Here is a 15,103-nt window from a genome sequence, read left to right on the forward strand (position 1 = left end):
GTTGCTGGCAGTGAGACGTTCATTGCGCCTGTGTGCAATTGGCTTAACCATGTTTTCGGCCCTCGACGGCCAAAAAAAATGCCCCTTTTCCGGGCTTCGCGCCGCTCTGTCCCACTATGGAACCGAAACGCCCGCCCGGCTGCGCGGCATCGCGTCAATCCTGGCGCTCAGCCGTCGTCCTCGAACAGCCCGCCTTGTGCCCCGCGACCCGATTCGGCAGGCGCAGGCAGGCCAAGGTGCTGCCACCCGCCATCGTTGAGGCACCGCCCGCGCGCGGTGCGGGCGATCAGGCCGAGCTGGATGAGGTAGGGCTCGATCACTTCCTCCACCGTGTCGCGCGGTTCGGATAGGCCGGCCGCCAGCGTTTCCACCCCCACCGGTCCGCCCTTGTAGGTGGTGGCGATCATGGTGAGGTAACGCCGATCCATCGCATCGAGGCCAAGGTTGTCGATCTCCAGCCGGGTCAGCGCCTCGTCCGCGATGGAGGCGGTGACGGTGCCCGACGCCTTCACCTGCGCGAAATCGCGCACCCGCCGCAGCAGGCGACCGGCCACGCGCGGCGTGCCGCGAGAACGCCGCGCGATCTCGCGCGCGCCTTCCTCGGCAATGTCCATGCCCAGCAGCCTCGCCCCGCGCGTGACGACCCGCATCAGCTCGCCCTCTGTGTAGAACACCAGCCGCACGGGTATGCCGAAGCGGTCGCGCAAGGGGGTGGTGAGCAGGCCCTGGCGCGTGGTCGCGCCCACCAGGGTGAACGGCGGCAGGTCGATCCGCACGCTGCGCGCCGACGGCCCTTCCCCGATGATGATGTCGAGCGCGCGGTCCTCCATCGCCGGGTAGAGCACTTCCTCCACCACCGGATTGAGGCGGTGGATCTCGTCGATGAACAGCACGTCGTTGGGCTCGAGGTTGGTGAGCAGTGCGGCGAGGTCGCCCGCCTTGGCGATCACCGGGCCGCTGGTGGCGCGAAAGCCCACGCCCAGTTCGCGCGCGACGATCTGCGCCAGCGTAGTCTTGCCCAGCCCCGGAGGGCCGAAGAACAGCACGTGGTCCATCGCCTCGGCGCGGCCTTTCGCCGCCTCAATGAAGATGCGCAGGTTATCGCGCGCGGCTTCCTGCCCGACGAACTCGGTGAGCGACTTCGGTCGCAGCGCCGCGTCCGGGTCGTCCGGCTGACGGTCTGGGGAGTGGATGGGTTGATCGGTCAAAACGGGTTCACCGTGTAGCCCTGCCGTTGCAGCAGCGCATGGGCGGTCATGGCGGAGAGGGCCACTTCCACGCCGGGGATCAGGTCGTCGTTCGACACGCCCTGCCCCGCCGCGCTCTGGCCGCAGACGACGAAGCGCACGCCGGCGTCCAGCATTTCGCGAACGTTGGCGCCGCCCGGATTGGTCTCGCCCTCGAGATCGCGCGCGGCCCAGGCCTCGTCGGTCAGCAGGTCGAGCACCGCGCGGCCGTGGACCACCACCGCCACCTCGATCCTCTCCGGGTCCACGCCGTTCGCGGCGTGCATGTTGACGAAGCGCGCAGCGCTTTCGAAGCCGCGGTTGAAGCGGCCTTCCTCTGCCGCCGCGGCGACATCGAAGCTATGGCGCAGGCTGGTATCGGCGGGCAGCGGATCGGTCAGCTCGACGCTGGCATGCGGGCCGAAGTCCTCGAAAACCGGGCCGGTGGTGAAGGACGACATGTCCGCCTGCTGCGCGGCGGCGGGAGTTGCCAACGACAGAGTGATGAGCAGCAGCGGACGCATCATGTATCTTCCTTTGGACTAAACTTGCGGATCAGCGCCACCAAAGCGAGCCAAAGGAGTGCGAACGCTAGCTGGTAGATCGGCAGAAATATGAAAATCAGTCCGTCCTGCGCGTCCGAAGGCGGAATCCATGCTGTGTCGATATAGACGAGCGCACCCACAGCAGCGCTGATGGCCGCTCCGATACCATTGGAAGTTTGCGCGAATGGCAAAAGGCAAAGCAGAGCGACCGGTGCCAGCGCCCATAGTAGGAAAGGGACGAACAACACAAACCAATCCCAGTGATCGGGTCGACCCATATAGAGCATCGCGGCTGCCGTTAGAGCGAGATAGCATGACAGGATAAGACGACGCCAGTGATCAGCCATCATCCAGCCGCCTTCTTCAGCGCCACGCGGATGAGGTCGCCTTCCGCAGCGCCTTCGCCCAGTTCCTCGTGCGCGCGCGCAACGGCCTGGGCGGCGACCGCGGGTTTGAAGCCGAGGTTCTGCAGGGCGCTGACCGCGTCGGCGCTGGCGCCTCCTCGCGGCATCACCGGCGCTCCGCCCGAACCTGCGCCACCGCCCGGCAGCGCGCCGGCCTTGTCCATCAGTTCGTTGACGATGCGTCCGGCCAGTTTCGGCCCCACCCCGTTCGCCCGCGCCACGCTGGCGGCGTCGCCGCCCGCGCAGGCATCTCGCAGTTCGCCGGTCGAGAGGGCGGAGAGGATGGCCAGCGCCACCTTGCTGCCCACGCCCTGAACGCCGGTAAGCAGGCGGAACCAGTCGCGCTCTCCCGCTTCCGCAAAGCCCAGCAGGCGCATGTCGTTCTCGCTCACCTGCAGGTCCGTATAGAGCGTGCACGCCTCGCCCTTGCTGCCCAGCGCGGTGAGCGTGCGGTTCGAGCAATGGACGAGGTAGCCCACCCCGCCCACGTCGATCACGGCCCAGTCCTCGCCGGTTTCGTCGAGCGTTCCTGTCAGCTTTGCGATCATGATCTGTTCCTGCCCGCACAAGCGCGCGAAAGCCAGCGCAAAGGCGCGTTTGTCCGCAGGTGAACGGCTAATGTGGAACACCTGGAACACTGTCCTGATGGCAAAAAGTGCGGGCCGCATTCGGCCTCGCGAGATCGGACGGAGGGTGGCGGTGCAGGTCATGCCCCAATCGGTGCGCGCGCAGGTGAAGGTAGGAAAGTTTCCGAATACTCGACAGCCGCGCAACTTTCGCCCAAAGCGTGCCGCATGAGCTGGAACACATTCGGACGCGTCTTTCGCTTTACAACCTGGGGGGAAAGCCACGGCCCCGCGCTGGGCGTCGTGGTGGACGGGTGCCCGCCGGGCATCGCCCTGTCCGAAGAGGACATCCAGCCGTTCATGGATGCGCGCAAGCCCGGCCAGTCGAAATACACCACCCAGCGGCGGGAGGCGGACGAGGTGCGCATCCTGTCTGGCGTGTTCGAAGGCAGGACCACCGGCACCCCGATCAGCCTGATGATCGAGAACACCGATCAAAGGTCGAAGGACTATTCCGAAGTCGCCAAGGCCTATCGCCCCGGCCACGCCGACTACACCTACGACGCCAAGTACGGCTTCCGCGACTATCGCGGCGGCGGGCGTTCAAGCGCGCGAGAGACAGCGGCGCGGGTGGCGGCGGGCGCGATCGCCCGCAAGGTGATTCCCGAGGTCGAGATAACGGCATGGGCAGAGCAGATTGGCGAGCTGGCGATGGATTACGACCGCTTCGATGCAGGGCAGATCCGCGCCAACCCGTTTTTCTGCCCCGATCCCGACACGGCTGCCCGGTGGGCGGAGCTGGTCGATACGGCGCGCAAGGAGGGATCCTCGCTTGGCGCGCTGGTGGCCTGTTCGGCCAGGGGCGTGCCCGCCGGCTGGGGCGCGCCGGTCTATGCCAAGTTAGACAGCGAGCTGGCCGCCGCGATGATGACGATCAATGCCACCAAGGGCGTCGAGATCGGCGACGGTTTTGCCGCCGTGACCAACACCGGCGAAACCAATGCCGATGCCATGCGGCCCGACGGCGATGGCGGCGTGGCGTTCGAGGCCAACCATTCGGGCGGCATCGCGGGCGGCATCTCCACCGGCCAGCCGGTCACCTGCCGGGTGGCCTTCAAGCCAACGAGTTCGATCCTGACCCCGGTCGACACCATCACCAGCGAGGGCGAGGCCACCCAGATCCGCACAAAGGGTCGCCACGATCCATGCGTGGGCATTCGCGGCGTGCCGGTGGTGGAAGCGATGATGGCGCTGGTGCTGGCGGACCAGAAACTGCTCCACCGCGCGCAATGCGGCTGATTGCATGACGAAACGCAGTTCGCGATCCGTGCAGGTCGATACAACCGCTTAGGCGCGTGCGTGCCCGCAATCCCGGGTCGTCAGAGGGGCTATTCTGGCAGGCGAGATGAGGTCAGCGCAGCGCCTCGAAACCGAACACGGCATCCTGCGTGATGATCGTCAGGGATCCGACACCCGGAGTGATGCGGTAACCTGTCGCGCCCGGCAGGGCCGAAGCCAGCCGCTCTCCGTACGAGGGGTCGGGGCACAGGGCACGGGTCGCCGCCACCGGTCCGATGGAAAGGTCCCCGCTTCCGGCAGAGCCGGGATAGGCCCGCCAGTCGGCATTACCGCGATTGCAGTCCAGCTGCATCATCAGCGAGCCATCGGCGTCGAAGTTCAGCGTGTGGCGGTTGCTGAACTGCGGGCGCAGGCGCACGTCCTCGTTGTCGTCCATGATGGAAACGAGCGCCCATTCGTTCGCGACGAGCGCCTGTTCGTCGGGCGAGAGTTGCGGCGTCGTCGCACAAGCGGCAAGCGAACCGGCGCCCAGCGCCAGACAGCACAGTTTACCGAATTGCATGATGTTTCAACTCCTTGTCTTTCGCCCTCTAAGCAATAAGGCGAACGATACTCTGGCTTCGGGACTTTGCAACAGACAAGCAACTTGCGAATATTGATACTAGGCCTTTAGTCCATGGGTATTGACCGCCGAAAGACCTTGGATGACGATGCGACTCGGTGAAGGGGTGACCCACTTCTCGTCACCCTGCTTCGCGGGACGGGAGGTCGATATGGCTATTTCACGTATTACTGTCTTTGTTCTTGCAGCCGGCTCCATGGCTGCGCTGCCGATTGTCGCAGCTGCGGAGGAGGCACGGCAGTTGGTGGACATCAACGGCATGTATGCCTCCGAAGCGGAAAGCGCTTTGCGAAGCAGGGGTTTCTCGCACGAATCCAGTCATGACAGTCACTCCAACGGATACACCTACAGCTACTGGTGGGATCGTCAGGACGACAACTGCGTCCGGGTGGAGGAATACGTCGGCCGGGTGGAAAGCATAATAGATGCCGAGGACGGGGATTGCGGCCACGGCGGCAACGGTGTGGGCACGGCGCTGGCCATCGGCGCGGGCGCTGCCATCCTGGGGGCGATCCTTTCCAGCAAGTCTCACCACCGCGACAACGACGAAGACGACAGCGGCGACAACCGCCGGGAGTTCGACGCCGGATACCGCGACGGCCTTTACAACTATGCCTATCACAACAACAGTCGCAGCGATTCCTACTCGCGCGGATATGCGGCCGGCGTGGACGAGCGGCAGGGCAACGCAAGGCACCACACCAATCGCGGCGGATATCATCCGGCGGTGAGCTTCGGCGACCTGCAGGGCGCGCGTGCAGCCGGGGCAATGGACGAAATCGAACGGCGCGGCTTCGAACAGGTCGACAACTTCACCTCGGGCAACACGCGCTATTCCATCCAGTGGAACGACGAGACGCGCCAGTGCGTGCAGATGACCATCGCGGACGGACATATCTACGACATCCGCGATATCCAGACCCACCCGCAGTGCCGCTAGGGAGATTGCCATGCGTAGACTGATACTGGCGGGGGCGCTGTGCGCGCTCCCCCTGGCCGCCTGCAACGGCGAAGCCGCCGAAGGCGAAGCGGACGAGTTTGCCTGGCCGGATAGCGTCGCGGCATTCGGAGATGGCTACCCCGAAGCCGGCGACCCGTGCCGTCGCCTGGGCGAAAGCGCTGCGACCTCCAACTGGCTGAACGCCAGCGCCATCCTCGTCGGGTGCCCGACCCCCGCGCAGGCGGACCAGCTCGGCGGCGAGATCGTCGATACCGTCGATGGCGTCACCATGGTCTCGATCCCCATGGGCGACGAAAATGCCGGGATGGCGGAAATGCAGTCGCCGGTGGACAGCGAGGATGCCCTCGTGCCGGGCACGCAGTACAATGCCACGGCTTCGGTCCAGTGCGGCTTCGACGATGCCGAGCCGACGCAAAGCTGCGAGGCCGGGGTGATCCGCAACTGGGGCGAGGATGGCACGACGCTGGTCGAGGTGTCCAAGCCGGACGGGCGAACGCGGGCGATCTTCTTCCGCGGCACCGAGGCCTACGGCGCGGACAGCGCGCAGTCCGACGGCTCCGCCGGCTGGGACTTCGAATCCTCGATCGAAGGGGACCGGATCATCATCGACTACGGACCCGAATCCTACGTGATCGTCGATGCCCTGATCACGGGCGGCTGATGAGTGCCGGGGCCGGGGCCGGTGCCGCGCGCGTCATCGGCCCTTCGGCATCGCTCCCGCAGCCCCGGTTCGGGGCGCGCGAAGCGCCCTGAGGAAAAGCGCTTCCATATCGCGTAGAGTATTGCCGCATTCACCAGTGGTGCCAGAATGGCGACAGCCGCATTGCTCTGCCCGATGCGGTCGGCAAGCAGGTTCCAGGGCAGGCCCAGCGGCACCAGGAAGACGCCGGAAAGCGGATCCTGCTCCTGCCCGAACCAGCCGAACGTGCCGATCGCCAGCAGCAACAGGGCGATCGCATAGAGACCCACGAAAACGAAGAAGACCCACTTCATGGCAATCCGTAACCCCCGAAAAACCGCGCGGCCCGCAACGCTAGTGTTGTCCTTTGCGGCCCTGTTGTCCAGCGCTGGTGCATCAGCCCAGGAATCGTCCGCTGCCGAGGCCGCGTCCGCCCACGACTGGGACATGATCGCGTTCGAGGTGAAGAGCTGGGGAGCGCCGATGTGGCAGTGGCAGTTCAGCCCGGAATATGGCGGCGTCTGGGTAGAGGCCGTGAGCGAGGACGGCGCGCCGATGAGCGACCGCACCCTGAAATTTCACACGCTGGAGACCGATCCGCAGCGCTACGTCGCGCTGCAGGATATCTTTCGGCAACTGCCGGACCCCGCACCTGACAGCGCGGACTGCGAGCAGATGATGACCGACATGGCCTATGGCACCGTGCGCCTGACACGCGGAGCCACCACCACCGAGATCGCCTGGAACTCCGGCTGCATGGACGAGGATTATGCCGAATTCCTCGCCCTGCTGCGCGAAGCCGACCAGATGGTTTCGCAATGGGGCCGGGAAGCGCCGGTGTCGAGAACCGAGCCTTCGCGGCAGTAAATCCTCCGGGGGAGTTGCGTAAATCGCAACACCTCTTGCACTTTTCGAAACTTGCGCGTGGCTGATCGATTATTCCGATCTTCGCAATCGCACAAAATCGCTTTTTCGCATCGCAACAATCCCTACCTGAGGCGTTGAGTTCACAAACGCAACGCAACCAAAAAGGGATTTTCCAATGGGTATCATCGGCAGCCAGATCAAACCGTTCAAGGCCACCGCGTTCCAGGCCGGCAAGGACTTCTTCGAAGTCACCGACGAGGACGTGAAGGGCAAGTGGGCGGTGTTCTTCTTCTACCCCGCCGACTTCACCTTTGTCTGCCCCACCGAGCTGGAAGACATGGGCGAACGCTACGACATGCTCCAGCAGATGGGCGTCGAAGTCTATGCCGTCTCCACCGACACGCATTTCAGCCACAAGGCCTGGCACGACACCTCGGAGCGTATCGGCAAGCTGAAGTTCCCGTTCCTGGGCGACCAGTTGCACACGCTGTCGAAGAACTTCGACGTGCTGCGCGAGGAAATGGGCCTGGCCGATCGTGCCACCTTCGTGGTCGACCCCGACGGCGTGATCCAGATCATGGAGCAGACCTGCGAAGGCGTGGGCCGCAATGCCAACGAACTGACCCGCAAGATCAAGGCCGCCCAGTACGTCCGCAACAACCCCGGCCAGGTGTGCCCGGCCGCATGGGAAGAGGACAGCGAGACGCTGACCCCGTCGCTGGACCTCGTCGGCAAGATCTAAGTCAACCGAACGTGGGCGGTCCTTACCGGCCGCCCGCTTTCCTTCCCGCTGCCACCAACCCGGCTCGGGTCGCGAAGAGGCCCGGAGCATCCCCCCCTCCCCCCGCTCCGGGCCTCCACGTTTTTCCATCCCCTTTCGAAGGAGACCGAAATGCTCGATGCGAACATGACGCAGCAGCTCGAGAGCTATCTTGGGAACTTGCGCGAACCGATCGAACTCGTCGCCTCGCTGGGCGATGACGACAAGAGCGCGCAGACGCGCGAACTGCTGGAAGAGATTGCCGCGCTGAGCGACAAGGTTTCCGCCTCGTTCGACGGCGACGACGCGCGCAAGCCCAGCTTCATCATCCGTCGCGGCTCCGATGCCACCAAGTGGGTCCGCTTTGCGGGCCTGCCGATGGGGCACGAGTTCACCAGCTTGGTGCTGGCCCTGCTGTGGGCCGGTGGCCATCCGCCCAAGGTGGAGCAGGAGGTGCTGGACCAGATCGCCGCGCTGGAGGAAGACCTCGAGTTCGAGATGTATTTCTCGCTCTCGTGCCACAACTGCCCGGACGTGGTGCAGGCGCTGACCCTGATGGCGCTCGTCAACCCGCGCATCACCGCCACGCTGATCGAAGGCGGCACCTTCAAGGACGAGGTCGACAGCCGCGACGTGATGGCCGTGCCCGCCACCTTCCTCAACGGCGAGAGCTTCTTCAACGGCAAGATGAGCCTGGAGGAAGTGCTGGCCAAGGTCGACACCGGCGCCAGCGACAAGGCGGCCGAAAGGCTTTCCGCCAAGGACCCGTTCGAGGTGCTGGTGGTGGGCGGCGGCCCCGGCGGCGTTGCCGCGTCCATCTATACCGCGCGCAAGGGCTTTCGCACCGGCATCGCTGCCGAACGCTTCGGCGGTCAGCTGAACGATACGCTGGGTATCGAGAACCTGCCCGGCACCGAATACACCGAAGGCCCCAGGCTGACGGCCGACCTGGAACGCCAGGTGAAGGCGCAGGACGCCATCGACCTGATGAACCTTGCCACGGCGAAGAGACTGGTGCCGGCCGGGAAACCCGGCGGCATGCACGAACTGCACCTGGAAAACGGTGCCGTGCTCAAGGCGCGCAGCCTGATCCTTTCCACCGGCGCTCGCTGGCGTGCACTGGGCGTGCCGGGAGAGCAGGACTATCGCAACAAGGGCGTGGCCTATTGCCCGCACTGCGACGGACCGCTGTTCAAGGGCAAGCGCGTGGCCGTGATCGGCGGCGGCAATTCCGGCGTCGAGGCCGCGATCGACCTTGCCGGCATCGTCGGCCATGTCACCGTGATCGAATTCGACGCGAAGCTGCGCGCCGACGAGGTGCTGCAGAAGAAGCTGCGCTCGATGTCGAACGTCGAAGTGCTGCTGAACGCCCAGACCACCGAGATTACCGGAGACGGCAACAGGGTGGGCGGCCTGACCTACAAGGATCGCGCCTCTGGCGATGAGCACCACGTCGAGCTCGAAGGCGTCTTCGTGCAGATCGGCCTGGTGCCCAACACCGAATGGCTGAAGGACAGCGGTATCGAGTTGAGCGAGCACGGCGAAGTGGTGATCGACAGCCACGGCGCGACCAACCTGCCTGGCGTCTTTGCCGCGGGCGATTGCACCACCGTGCCCTACAAGCAGATCGTGGTGGCCATGGGCGCAGGCTCCAAGGCGGCCCTGTCCGCCTTCGACTACCTGATCCGCAACGAGGCAACGGACGATATCGCAAAGGCGGCCTGACCCGCCTGCCAGGACATCGGCCGGACATTCGAAGGACCCGGCGCTGCCCGATGCAGCGCCGGGTCTTTTCGTGTCGGCGCACATTTCCAACGGCCAATCGTCAAAGCGATCAAAGCGATCAATAAGTGCCAACTTATCGATTGGACGAATTACAGGATGAGCGCCATCCTCTCTCCTGCAAGCGAGTCGAAATTTCACAAGAGGAGAGAACAATGGATGTAGAAACTGGTTCGATTTCCGGAGGCTGTCCGTTCAGCGGCGATGGCGGCACCCGCAGCCTGCACGGCCGCACCAACAAGGATTGGTGGCCCGATGCGCTGGACCTCGGCATCCTGAAGGAGGACGGTCGCCGCGCCGATCCGCACGATCCCGATTTCGACTACGCCGAGGCATTCAACACCGTCGACTACAAGGCGCTGAAGGAAGACATCAAGGCGCTGATGACCGACAGCCAGGAGTGGTGGCCGGCGGACTACGGGCACTACGGCCCGTTCTTCATCCGCATGGCCTGGCATGCCGCGGGCACCTATCGCACCGGCGACGGTCGCGGCGGTGCCTCCAGCGGGCAGCAGCGCTTCGCGCCGCTCAATTCCTGGCCCGACAACGGCAACCTCGACAAGGCGCGTCGCCTGCTGTGGCCGATCAAGCAGAAGTACGGCAAGAACGTGAGCTGGGCGGACCTGTTCGTTCTCACCGGCAATGTCGCCATCGAGAGCATGGGCGGCCCGGTCTTCGGCTTCGGCGGCGGACGCAAGGACGTGTTCGAGCCGGAAACCGTCTACTGGGGCACCGAAGACCAGTGGGTGGACGAAGGCGTGGAAACCCGCATCATCCCCGATGAGGGCAAGGCGCTGGAAAACCCGCTGGCGGCGATCCAGATGGGCCTCATCTACGTCAATCCCGAAGGCCCCGGCGGCAATCCGCACGATGCCGAGGGCATGGCCCGCGACATGCGCGAAACCTTCTCCCGCATGGCCATGAACGACGAGGAAACCGTAGCCCTTACCGCCGGCGGCCACGCCTTCGGCAAGTGCCACGGCGCAGTTCCGGCAGACCAGCTGTCCGGTTCGCCCGAAAGCGAGTCCCTGCAGCACCTGGGTTTCGGCTGGGCGACCGATGCCGAGCAGATCGAGAAGGGTCACATCACTACGTCCGGCATCGAGGGTCCGTGGACACCGAACCCGACGCAGTGGGGCGGCGACTATTTCCGCCTGCTGTTCAAGTACGAGTACGAGCTGACCGAAAGCCCTGCCGGGGCCAAGATGTGGACGCCGATCGATCCCGATCCGGAAGACATGGCGCCCGACGCGCGCGATCCTTCCAAGAAGGTGCCCACCATCATGACCACGGCCGACATGGCGCTGAAGCGTGACCCGGAATATCGCAAGATTTCCGAGCGTTTCCGCGACGACCAGGCCGCGTTGGACGATGCCTTCGCCCGCGCGTGGTTCAAGCTGACCCACCGCGACATGGGACCCAAGGCGCGCTACATCGGTGGCGAGGTTCCCGACGAGGACCTGATCTGGCAGGACCCCGTTCCGGCCGGCACCACGCCGTCCGACAGCGACGTCTCGGCCTTCAAGTCGAAGGTGCTCGACAGCGGTCTTTCGGTTTCCGAACTGGTGAAGGCGGCCTGGGCCTCGGCCTCGACCTACCGCAATTCGGACCATCGCGGCGGTGCCAACGGTGCGCGCATTCGCCTCGCCCCGCAGAAGGACTGGGCGGTCAACGATCCGGAAGAACTGTCGAAGGTCCTGTCCAAGCTGGACGAGATCCGCGGCAACCTGTCGATGGCCGACGCCATCGTGCTGGCAGGCGCCGCGGCGATCGAGAAGGCGGCCAAGGCCGGCGGCCATTCGGTGAGTGTCGATGTGACCACGGGTCGCGGCGACGCGGGCGACGAGCATACCGATGCCGATAGCTTTGAGCCGCTCGAGCCGTTTGCCGACGGTTTCCGCAACTACCTGAAGACCAAGGCTTCGGTGAAGACCGAGGACATGCTGGTCGACCGGGCGCACCTGCTGGGCCTGTCCATTCCCGAGATGACCGCGCTGGTCGGCGGGATGCGGGCGCTGGGTGCGGTTACCAAGCACACCGTGCACGGCAATTCCATCGGTGTTCTCACCGATCGTCCCGGCGTCCTGTCCAACGATTTCTTCGTGAATCTGCTGGGCATGGATACCAAGTGGGAAGTGATCGACGAGAGCGGCGACGAGGAATTCGTCGGCAGGGATCGCAAGTCGGGCGAGGACAAGTGGCATGCCACGCGCACCGACTTGGTCTTCGGCTCCAACTCGCAGCTGCGCGCCGTGGCTGAAGTGTTCGCCGAAAACGGCGGAGAGGAGAAGTTCGTCAGGACCTTCGTGTCCGCCTGGACCAAGGTGATGGACGCCGACCGCTTCGACATTCGTTGCGCGAAGTACCACAAGTAAGGCGGCCATCCCGCCGAAACGCGAAAGGCCCCCGGCAGCGATGCCGGGGGCCTTTTGTCTGCCCGCGGTGCAGCCGGACGCCTAGTCCGCCGCAGGACCTCGCTGATAACGAGCCCGCGCCGGGGCATCCACGGTGCCGAGCTCGAAGCCCGTCACTTCCTCGCCTTCCACCACGAATGTCAGCAGACGCGAGGGATCGCTGCGCCAGGTGAAGCGGTCGCCGCCAAGCGGCACCAGCGGTTCCTCAACCCGGCCTTCCCGCATGTAGGCGAGCGTTTCGCCCGCCAGGCGCACGCCGCGCGTGCCGTAGGTGCCGGCATAGCGATCGAGAGAGCGCGCGCTCGGGCGGCTTTGCGAAAGGGCCGCGACGTTGTCGGCCAGCGCGGCAAGACGGTCTCGGTCAGGTCCTTCCCCGTCCTGCGCAAGCCGCGCCAGGGCCGTGTGCCAGGCGACGTTCATTGCCGCGTCCGCACTTGTGGGGATGGTCGGTGCATGGCCCGTGCCTTCCCAGTCGCGCCCGGTCGATGCGAGCACGGCACGCCCGATGGAAACGCTCAGCGCGAAACCGTCGCCCACGGGCTCGTAGGTGTTGCGAAAGCCCGCCCCGGCGGTGTTTTCGCCAACGAGCTCACCGATTCCGAAACCCGACACGTGTCCGGCGAACTCCTCCGCCGCGCTGCCCGTGCCGCCGGAAATCAGGACGTAGAGCGGCATTCCCACCATGCGCGGCGCAGCAAGATTGTCCAGCGTGTGCGGCACGCCGGGCTCTGCCTCGCCTTCCATGTAGAACGTGACCAGCGGCTGCCCCGCTTTCAGGAAATGGCTCACCATGTGCTGCACCGCTTCGGGGCTGCCGCCGCCGTTCCGGCGCAGGTCTATGATCGCCGCATCGCCTCCAGCCAGGAACCGCATCGCGGTATCGATGGCCTCGGCGCTCTCTTCGCCGATCCAGTCGAAGCCGGTGTACTCGAGGTAGCGCACGTTGCCCGGCAGGTTCAGCAGGCGGGTGACGCCGTGATTGCCCGAGCGCACTTCCGTCTCGTAGGCCGCCAGGTCGAATTCGCCGCCTTCTTCGCCCGAGCGCAGGGCGGCAAAGGTGCGCGGATCGTAGGAGAGGGTGAGATGCTTGTCCTGTCCCACGCGCGAGAGATCGGCGTTGATCCGGGCGGCGAGTTCCACCGGGTCCGTCACGTCATAGCGGCCCGCCGCCAGCCCCTCCGCCAGCACGGCGTCGAGCGCCGGCCGTTTCTCGGGCAGCACGTAGCGCCGCGCGATGACGCGGCGGACATCCTCCACCACCGCTGCGGGTCGCACGACGGGGGCCTCCTGCGCCGCGACCGGCGCCGGCGTCGGCGCAAGCAGCGCGAACAGCGTGCTTCCCAGGCTGAGGAGCACGGCCCAGCCCAGGCGTACGAACAGGGTGCGATACGTCATCGTCATGTGCGCCGACTAGTCCCGGCGGCGCGACAGTTGCTGGCAAAGGCAGCTTGGTGCTTGCCAGAATCTGGCAAATGCCTATCCATCGTTCGATGACCCTCGACGGTATCGACCGCGCCATTCTCGCCTGGTTGCAGCGCGACGCCCTGATGACGGGCGATGCACTGGCGGAGAAGATCGGGCGTTCGCCCTCGGTCATCGCCCGGCGCATCCGCCGACTGCGCGCCGAGGGGGTGATAGAGCGCGACACGGCGATCCTGCGCCCCGACCTGACCGGCTATCCCTTCACCACCCTGGTGAAGATCTACCTGCAGCGGCACGAAACCGAGGAAAGCGGCAAGCTGCGGCGCCGATTGCAGGCAGAGCCGCGCGTGCAGCTGATGCTGGATATCGCGGGGGAGCTGGACATGGTCCTGCTGGTCGTCTCGCGCGACATGGCCGATTACGATGCCTTTGCCGACGCCACGCTGGAAGCCTCGCCCGCCGTGCGCCGGTTCGAAAGCCACGTCGTCAAGAAACGGCACAAGGCAGACTACACCATACCGCTGTAACCTTCCGGGGGACCACCATGCGCCGATTGTCGCTCGCCACCATTGCCGCCGCGCTGGCCGCCGGCCCCGCCTATGCCCAGCAGCCGGTGATCGACATGCATGTCCATGCAGAGACGGTGGCGGACTACCCTCCCGGAATGCAGTACTGCATTCCCCTGATGGCGAACGAGCCGGTGCTCGATCACTCGCGTCCCTATGTCGATCAGTATGGAGAGGCGTGGTTCGATGCCGCCTGCGACGATCCGCTGGTGGCCGTGGAGACGGACGAGGAACTGCTCGCCCGCACCATCGCGCGGCTGGAGGCGAACAACGCCATCGCGCTCCTGCAAGGCCCGCCGGACCGCGTGCGCCAATGGGTCGCCGCCGCGCCGGACCGCTTCATTCCCAGCCTGGGCTTCCGCATCGGACGCGGCGACGCATACGAGGATGTGGAGGCCATGCGCGAACTGTTCGCCAACGGCGGTTTCGTGATGCTGGGCGAAGTGACCAACCAGTATCACGGCATCGAACCCGACGATGCGCGCATGCGGCCCTTCTGGGCGCTGATGGAGGAGCTGGATGTGCCGGTAGGCTATCACATGGGCCTCGGCCTGCCCGGCGTGATCGCCTTCTACCCCGATTTCCGCGTCAGCGCGGGCAATCCGCTGCTGCTGGAACCCGTCCTGCACCGTCATCCGGACCTTCGGATATCCATTCAGCACATGGCCTCGGGCTTCCATGACGAACTGAAGATGATGCTGTGGTCATACCCGCAGCTCTATGTCGAGATCAGCGGCCCGATCACCTGGTCGGACGACTTCCATGTCTATCTGCGCGACCTCGTCGACGCCGGGCTGGCGGGCCGCATCATGTTCGGCACCGATTCCCTCGTCTGGCCGGAAATGCTCGACCGGTCGATCGCGATCATCGAGGAAGCGGATTACCTCACCGATCAGCAGAAGCACGATATCCTGTTCGGCAATGCCGTACGGTTCCTGGAGCTGGACGAGGCGGCCATGCGCGCCCGCGCGATGGGCGAATAGGGCGCGG

Annotated in this window: 16 protein-coding genes; 9 read left to right on the forward strand and 7 right to left on the reverse strand. The window is 65.4% G+C overall.

Annotation, left to right across the window (positions count from 1 at the left end; genetic code table 11):
• Window positions 1-167 precede the first annotated feature (167 nt).
• The 4 genes from ruvB to ruvA are packed head-to-tail and all read right to left on the reverse strand — an operon-like array spanning window position 168 to window position 2,723.
• Window positions 168-1,208: a Holliday junction branch migration DNA helicase RuvB gene (ruvB, locus tag AAA989_RS04580; protein ID WP_338241438.1), complete on the reverse strand. Its 1,041-nt coding sequence runs from the start codon at window positions 1,206-1,208 to the stop codon at window positions 168-170.
• A complete protein-coding gene (locus AAA989_RS04585; protein ID WP_338241440.1) occupies window positions 1,205-1,753 on the reverse strand; it encodes a DsrE family protein in 549 nt (182 codons plus the stop codon). Before AAA989_RS04585 ends, ruvB begins: the two co-directional genes overlap by 4 nt.
• A complete protein-coding gene (locus tag AAA989_RS04590) occupies window positions 1,750-2,121 on the reverse strand; it encodes a hypothetical protein (protein WP_338241442.1) in 372 nt (123 codons plus the stop codon). The genes AAA989_RS04585 and AAA989_RS04590 overlap by 4 nt, the downstream gene beginning before the upstream one ends.
• Entirely contained in the window at window positions 2,118-2,723 is a 606-nt protein-coding gene (gene ruvA / locus AAA989_RS04595; RefSeq protein WP_338241444.1) for a Holliday junction branch migration protein RuvA, read from the reverse strand. The genes AAA989_RS04590 and ruvA overlap by 4 nt, the downstream gene beginning before the upstream one ends.
• 246 nt (window positions 2,724-2,969) lie before the next feature.
• Between ruvA and aroC the strand changes: the two genes are divergently transcribed.
• The gene (gene aroC / locus AAA989_RS04600; RefSeq protein WP_338241446.1) at window positions 2,970-4,040 is read left to right on the forward strand and encodes a chorismate synthase; all 1,071 of its coding nucleotides are present in this window, start codon (window positions 2,970-2,972) and stop codon (window positions 4,038-4,040) included.
• A 112-nt stretch (window positions 4,041-4,152) separates the two neighbouring features.
• Here aroC and AAA989_RS04605 read toward each other — a convergent pair whose 3' ends face one another.
• Window positions 4,153-4,602 (reverse strand): META domain-containing protein, encoded by a 450-nt coding sequence (locus AAA989_RS04605; RefSeq protein ID WP_338241448.1) that lies wholly within the window; start codon window positions 4,600-4,602, stop codon window positions 4,153-4,155.
• A 256-nt stretch (window positions 4,603-4,858) separates the two neighbouring features.
• Between AAA989_RS04605 and AAA989_RS04610 the strand changes: the two genes are divergently transcribed.
• The gene (locus tag AAA989_RS04610) at window positions 4,859-5,602 is read left to right on the forward strand and encodes a hypothetical protein (RefSeq protein WP_338241450.1); all 744 of its coding nucleotides are present in this window, start codon (window positions 4,859-4,861) and stop codon (window positions 5,600-5,602) included.
• Between the two features lie 10 nt (window positions 5,603-5,612).
• A complete protein-coding gene (locus tag AAA989_RS04615) occupies window positions 5,613-6,284 on the forward strand; it encodes a hypothetical protein (RefSeq protein ID WP_338241452.1) in 672 nt (223 codons plus the stop codon).
• On the opposite strand, the gene AAA989_RS04620 is transcribed toward AAA989_RS04615, so the two are convergent.
• Entirely contained in the window at window positions 6,248-6,616 is a 369-nt protein-coding gene (locus tag AAA989_RS04620) for a hypothetical protein (RefSeq protein ID WP_338241455.1), read from the reverse strand. The two genes, AAA989_RS04615 and AAA989_RS04620, sit on opposite strands and share 37 nt — an antisense overlap.
• Before the next feature lie 64 nt (window positions 6,617-6,680).
• Between AAA989_RS04620 and AAA989_RS04625 the strand changes: the two genes are divergently transcribed.
• From AAA989_RS04625 to katG, 4 genes are all read left to right on the forward strand, one after another.
• Entirely contained in the window at window positions 6,681-7,169 is a 489-nt protein-coding gene (locus AAA989_RS04625; RefSeq protein WP_338241458.1) for a hypothetical protein, read from the forward strand.
• A gap of 175 nt (window positions 7,170-7,344) precedes the next feature.
• Window positions 7,345-7,911 carry an alkyl hydroperoxide reductase subunit C gene (gene ahpC, locus AAA989_RS04630; protein ID WP_338241459.1) on the forward strand — a complete coding sequence of 189 codons (567 nt, stop codon included), beginning with the start codon at window positions 7,345-7,347 and terminating at the stop codon, window positions 7,909-7,911.
• Window positions 7,912-8,061: 150 nt separating this feature from the next.
• Window positions 8,062-9,654, forward strand: a complete 1,593-nt coding sequence (gene ahpF, locus AAA989_RS04635) for an alkyl hydroperoxide reductase subunit F (RefSeq protein WP_338241462.1) — start codon at window positions 8,062-8,064, stop codon at window positions 9,652-9,654.
• A 212-nt stretch (window positions 9,655-9,866) separates the two neighbouring features.
• On the forward strand, window positions 9,867-12,086 hold the full coding sequence (gene katG / locus AAA989_RS04640; RefSeq protein ID WP_338241464.1) for a catalase/peroxidase HPI: 2,220 nt from the start codon (window positions 9,867-9,869) through the stop codon (window positions 12,084-12,086).
• A gap of 81 nt (window positions 12,087-12,167) precedes the next feature.
• On the opposite strand, the gene AAA989_RS04645 is transcribed toward katG, so the two are convergent.
• Window positions 12,168-13,520: a S41 family peptidase gene (locus tag AAA989_RS04645; protein WP_338241466.1), complete on the reverse strand. Its 1,353-nt coding sequence runs from the start codon at window positions 13,518-13,520 to the stop codon at window positions 12,168-12,170.
• A 77-nt stretch (window positions 13,521-13,597) separates the two neighbouring features.
• Here AAA989_RS04645 and AAA989_RS04650 point away from each other — a divergent pair, with 77 nt between their 5' ends.
• On the forward strand, window positions 13,598-14,074 hold the full coding sequence (locus tag AAA989_RS04650; RefSeq protein ID WP_338241469.1) for an Lrp/AsnC family transcriptional regulator: 477 nt from the start codon (window positions 13,598-13,600) through the stop codon (window positions 14,072-14,074).
• A gap of 17 nt (window positions 14,075-14,091) precedes the next feature.
• Window positions 14,092-15,096 (forward strand): amidohydrolase family protein, encoded by a 1,005-nt coding sequence (locus AAA989_RS04655; protein WP_338241471.1) that lies wholly within the window; start codon window positions 14,092-14,094, stop codon window positions 15,094-15,096.
• Window positions 15,097-15,103: the final 7 nt, after the last annotated feature.

It is taken from the genome of Aurantiacibacter hainanensis, assembly GCF_036321025.1.
GTDB classification, from domain to species: Bacteria; Pseudomonadota; Alphaproteobacteria; order Sphingomonadales; family Sphingomonadaceae; genus Alteraurantiacibacter; species Alteraurantiacibacter hainanensis.